6 protein-coding genes are annotated in these 4597 nt (G+C 65.3%); 1 reads left to right on the forward strand and 5 read right to left on the reverse strand.

The features are described from left to right. Positions 1-477, forward strand: a 477-nt coding sequence (locus Vqi01_RS29930; RefSeq protein ID WP_204038485.1) for a hypothetical protein, incomplete at its 5' end; no start/stop codon positions are given. A gap of 929 nt (positions 478-1406) precedes the next feature. On the opposite strand, the gene Vqi01_RS29935 is transcribed toward Vqi01_RS29930, so the two are convergent. The 5 genes from Vqi01_RS29935 to Vqi01_RS29955 form a co-directional block, all read right to left on the reverse strand. Further along, a complete protein-coding gene (locus Vqi01_RS29935) occupies positions 1407-1754 on the reverse strand; it encodes a hypothetical protein (protein ID WP_204038486.1) in 348 nt (115 codons plus the stop codon). A 446-nt stretch (positions 1755-2200) separates the two neighbouring features. Continuing rightward, positions 2201-2656 carry a SitI3 family protein gene (locus tag Vqi01_RS29940; protein ID WP_204038487.1) on the reverse strand — a complete coding sequence of 152 codons (456 nt, stop codon included), beginning with the start codon at positions 2654-2656 and terminating at the stop codon, positions 2201-2203. A gap of 13 nt (positions 2657-2669) precedes the next feature. Beyond that, entirely contained in the window at positions 2670-3080 is a 411-nt protein-coding gene (locus tag Vqi01_RS29945; RefSeq protein ID WP_204038488.1) for a CdiA C-terminal domain-containing protein, read from the reverse strand. A 185-nt stretch (positions 3081-3265) separates the two neighbouring features. Continuing rightward, positions 3266-3793, reverse strand: a complete 528-nt coding sequence (locus Vqi01_RS29950; RefSeq protein ID WP_204038489.1) for a DUF6244 family protein — start codon at positions 3791-3793, stop codon at positions 3266-3268. Positions 3794-4019: 226 nt separating this feature from the next. Continuing rightward, a partial coding sequence (locus tag Vqi01_RS29955; RefSeq protein ID WP_204038490.1) for a helix-turn-helix domain-containing protein occupies positions 4020-4597 on the reverse strand: 578 nt, incomplete at its 5' end.

The following is a 4597-nucleotide window of genomic DNA, read 5'->3' on the forward strand; positions in this document are numbered from 1 at the left end:
GACTCCCATCTCCGCGCCGCGCTGGCTGCGTTCGATGCATCCACGTCAGGCGTACGCGAGATTCGCAACATTCTGGAGCACATCGACGAGTATGCTACCGGGAATGGGCGCCTCGACCACGGCGTGCCGACCGAGCCGGGACCAACCCTGGGAGTCGACTTAGAGAACAACGACGTTGTGCTATCGGCACGCGGCCGGCGAGTCAAGGTCAACGATGTCGTCGTAGCCGCCAGGACCCTTGGGAAGTGCATCGAGGCAGCCGGCTCAACTCGACTCATTGAGCTGCATTTCCCGGAAGGGATCGATTTTGATCTAATCCGGATTGGCAGCGACGGGAGCCGAACGATCGCCGACAGCACTGACCCAGAGCAGCAGCGGATCAAGGCGCTCTTTGCCCAAGCGCGGGCCAGGGCGGCCGCACTCAACTTGCCTCCGGTCAATCATGGAGATTGCGAGACATGCGGGCTACCACTGTGAGCTGGCGTCCATGATCGATTCTGGGTTTCTCGGTGCGGCCATCTGCCCCATCGGCGCCCGTGTGATCACGTACGCGTCGCGAGGATGGGTTTGGCCAATGACCGATCGAGCGTAGGAGGGTCTGCCCGGCTCGGCCCTGACCCCGGACAGACCCCCACGATCAACATAATTGCAAGTCAGCGCTCACCGTGATCATGTACTCAGGGTTTAACTCGGGCCTCGGACACAAGTTTTCCGCATCGGTGCGCACATTGAGTGCGCATGCGCTGATACTACAGCCTGCTGGCGGAGCGGCAGCGAGCGCGTCCGGCGGGTGTAAGCTTTGCCGCCATTCGGCTGGCCGTCGGTGGGCACAGCCTGGCCTGCGCTTCGGTCGCAAACGTCGAGGCTCGTATCGATCCAAGCTGTTCGGCTCGCGCAGGTTCGACTCCTAGGCAGGGGACGCAGAACACCCTGCCCTGATGGCAGTGACCGCGTTGTTCGGCAGGTCATCTCTGAGCACAGCATTGCCCTACGGCGTCAATAAGGCAGGCCGGGTTGTGACCTTTCGATGGGGCGTGCACAACTGCTGGATTCGAACAGATGTGGGTAAGCCGGGCATCTGACTACGGATCAGAAGGTTAGGGGTTCGAGTCCCTTCGGGCGCGCAAGATCAAAAGGTGCCTGACCTGCGGAAGTGCGGGTCAGGTGCCTTCGTGTTTCTGTCCCTTTTGGTCGGTTGGGTGCTCGGTGGGTGCTCGTGCGACGAGCGTCCCCTCCGTCCGGGCGGGTGTCGGTCAATCCGCGTGCGTGTGGCAGCGATTCTTGGCGTTGTCCTCCTTTCTCGAATGTTGGGATGTCGTGTGGCGCGATCCCGCCACGGTCCCGTTGCCGACGTGGAGCTTGGGCCACCTCGCGGAACTGCTCCGGAGACTCGACCTCACGCAGCATCACCAGACCCGGCTGTGCTGCCCTAGGCCACTGCTCTGGGCCTCAGGAGGCGGGCTGAAGGTGTGACTTCGGTATGTGCGCTGCGGGATGAGACGCCGGCCAGCCTGAGCCCTCTTGAGCCAGTCGACAAGTTCGAGGATGTCCTCCTCGCGCATGCCTTCTCGGCGTAGCTTCGTCGCGAAGGCTTCAGGTGCGACCCCGCGCCACCGGTCGCGGGCGTTCATGAGATCGGCCTTGAACTTGGCCTGTTCGTTCCACTTCAGGTGGTTGTCGTAGCCCCTGGCCATCATGGCGAGGTACTCAGCGATGCTGGCGACGCTGGGTGGGAGGTCTTCAGTATTGGCCACGAGTCAGTTGTACTCGGGAGGTGCGACATCGCCCGCAAGCTCGACTTTCGGACAGATGCCACCGCGGTCCAACGAGGCTCCCGGTGGCATCTTTCCTGGCCGACCGGAACCTGTCAAGATCAATGAGGCAGGTTCCGGGACGCGACCGTGAGGGAAGCGCCTCGTGGAATGAGCCGTGGGCCGGACGCAAGCCGGCCGCGAGAGCGACAGATTGCGCTTGATCGGTGCGCACAAGCATGTAGCCGCGATCCGGGGGGCCGACCTGACCCTGCTGGCGACTAAGGGCGAGCAGTGGAGGGAGGTCATTGGGTCCGCAGTCGCCCACCGAGCCGAAGCGGCAGAGATGCCGGGCCTGCGTACTTCTGGCGTACCTGGCTGTGCAATGGAACCCGTACACCGACAGCTGGCCGCCCGAAAGACCCACGGCAATCAGGCTTCCGACCCGTTCAAGAGGGGATGAGGTCGGCCACGCCGTAGTGGCTCCACCACGTTGGGCTGCGCCTGCGAACGTGTCCGGCGACACGGGTCAGTAGCAGCCAGTTGCCGTTCTGGACGAACGCCGCGTCCTCCTGCCGGCCCGCCAAGACGCGCGCGACGGCCTTCACCATGGTCGGGATCCCCAGGTCGATGATGGTGTCGGCGCGCATGGAGAAGTCAATATCGACGTAGGTCTGCGGCTCCCACTCCCAGCGGGAACCATCGTCGTCCTCCGCATCGAAATAGCCGTTGCTGCCCGAGTAGACGCTCAACGCATACCCGCACGTGTCGTAGAGCCGAGCGCTGAACAGCCGCGGATCGGTGTCAGTCGGCTGCGGCCTCCCGGCGGCGTCGGTGGCCACAAGGGCGGCCACGTGTTCCAACGGGACATCGCCCGCCAGGGTCAATCTGAAGTCGACCGCCATCGTCGCACCCTCCTCAGTCTCGCCGTACGATCTGCACGATCGCACCGTTCGGTGTCACCGCCACCAGTTCTTTCAACCTCTCGATGGGCCAGTTGTCGAACTGTGCCCGCAGGGCGGTGAGGTCCCCGTGCCAGTCGTGAAGGTTCAGCACGACACGTTGGGTCTGCCCCTTGTCGACCTTGGTGCGGACCTCGCTCCAGACACCCCGTACCGGCTTGCCCGGAGTGGGGGAGTAACAATCGAAAACGTGACCCTCGACCAGGTAATCGGGGTCTTTGTTCGGGTCGCCCGTGTCGCCGGTGTGCAGCCGCGCGGCGGCGATCTCCTGCCGTGTGGGGTTCTGGTGAACCCGATAGCTTTCCCCGGCGACTATATCGGCGCATTCGTTCTCAAGCTCCAACGGGCGCCGCTCCTTGTCGTCCAACCGCACGGGGATTCTGGTTCTCGGGCCCGTCGGAGAACCGCCCGGCACGCCGGTTGGCCGCCTCGTCCACGGCTTGCCAGGGACCTGATCACCGGAAGCGGTGTCTCCTACGGCATGAGGTGTCGACGGCGAACCACTGCTACCGAAGGGGGGAGGGCTGGCCGGTACATGACCTCCAGCCCACGTCAGTTTCCCGACGACCCCAACTGCCGTGCCTCGGCGATCGCCGCTTCGATGTGCTGCCGGGCGCCGCCGGCTCGTGTAACGACCAGCACCAGGACCTGTTTGATGCTGTCCAGGGCTTGGAGGAGCGGTCCGGGTTGCCCGCCCTGCAGGATCATGGTGACGAGTTTCTGCGCCTCGCCGACCTGGGCGATGACCGCAGCCGCTGCGTCACGAGCGCTGTCCACAGCGTTTTGCACAGGTGCGAGCCCGGCGATTGTCTGCTGCGGGGTGGCTTCCTGGGGCGCTGCCGCGGTGGCTTTCGTCGCCTCGCCGATCGAACCGGCGATGCTTCCCAGGCCACCCTGGATGCCCGTGATCGCGTCGCGTACCCGCGCCACGCCCGCCGCGACGGCGACGAAGCCCGCGCCCGCAGCCCGCAACGCCACCTGCTGCACCTGCCTGTCCGCGCCGGCTGCGAGCCCTTGGGCCCGTTCGACCCCGGTCATCAACGCGCGGAGCTCACCGCTGATCTTCTCGATGTGCGACACGTAGCCGGCATCCCCCGATCGATGATGCTGAAGGTGCTTCTGAACCTACCGGGGTCTACACGGAGGCACCAGACACTGACGGGCGACCGGCGCCTCGGGGTGCCGCCGCGAGTGCCAAAGTCCACCTGGCTTTCCTACGCTGCCACCAGGGCCAACCTTTCGGACTGCCGGCGTGTTCGGGTGGTGGCTGCTTTGTCAAGGGCCGCGGGCAGGGTGTAGAAGGCTTTCAGCCACAGGCTGAGGTCGCATGCAAGATCCAGGACTGGTGCTGCCAGGGTTTGATCGTGTCGCGGGCAAGGATCCGGCGGATGGTGGATGCCGAGATCGCCGAGACGATGCCGCGGCCGACGGCTTGCGCGGCCAAGTCCGGGCAGGTCCCCTCCGACAGGGGCGTGCGGGTTTCGGCCGGTAGTTGGCAGGCCAGGGCTTTGACCTCGGCGACCTGGACCGGGGTGAACCGTGGCGGCCGCCCCGGGCGTGGCCGATCGGTGAGACCGGCGAGGCCTTCGTCGGCGAATCGGCCACGCCAGCGCCGCACGGTGTCGATGGTGAGGTCGTGCCGGCGGGCGATCGCGACGTTAGAGTCACGGCGGGCCGCATCGCAGACGATCCGGGCCCGGATGATCTGTTGATATGCGGCGGTATGGGAGTGGGCCACAGCGGTGAGCCTGTGTCGTTCGGCGGCAGTCAGGGTGATGGGGCGTGCGTGAGGGGAAGACACCGGCCAGCTTCCATCGAAGATGATCTCGTTCAGGGCTGGCCGAGGATGCCGGTCAGGTGTGCCGCAAGCCGGCAGGACACGCC

The sequence above is a fragment of the Micromonospora qiuiae genome (assembly GCF_016863555.1).
Classification (GTDB): Bacteria; Actinomycetota; Actinomycetes; order Mycobacteriales; family Micromonosporaceae; genus Micromonospora; species Micromonospora qiuiae.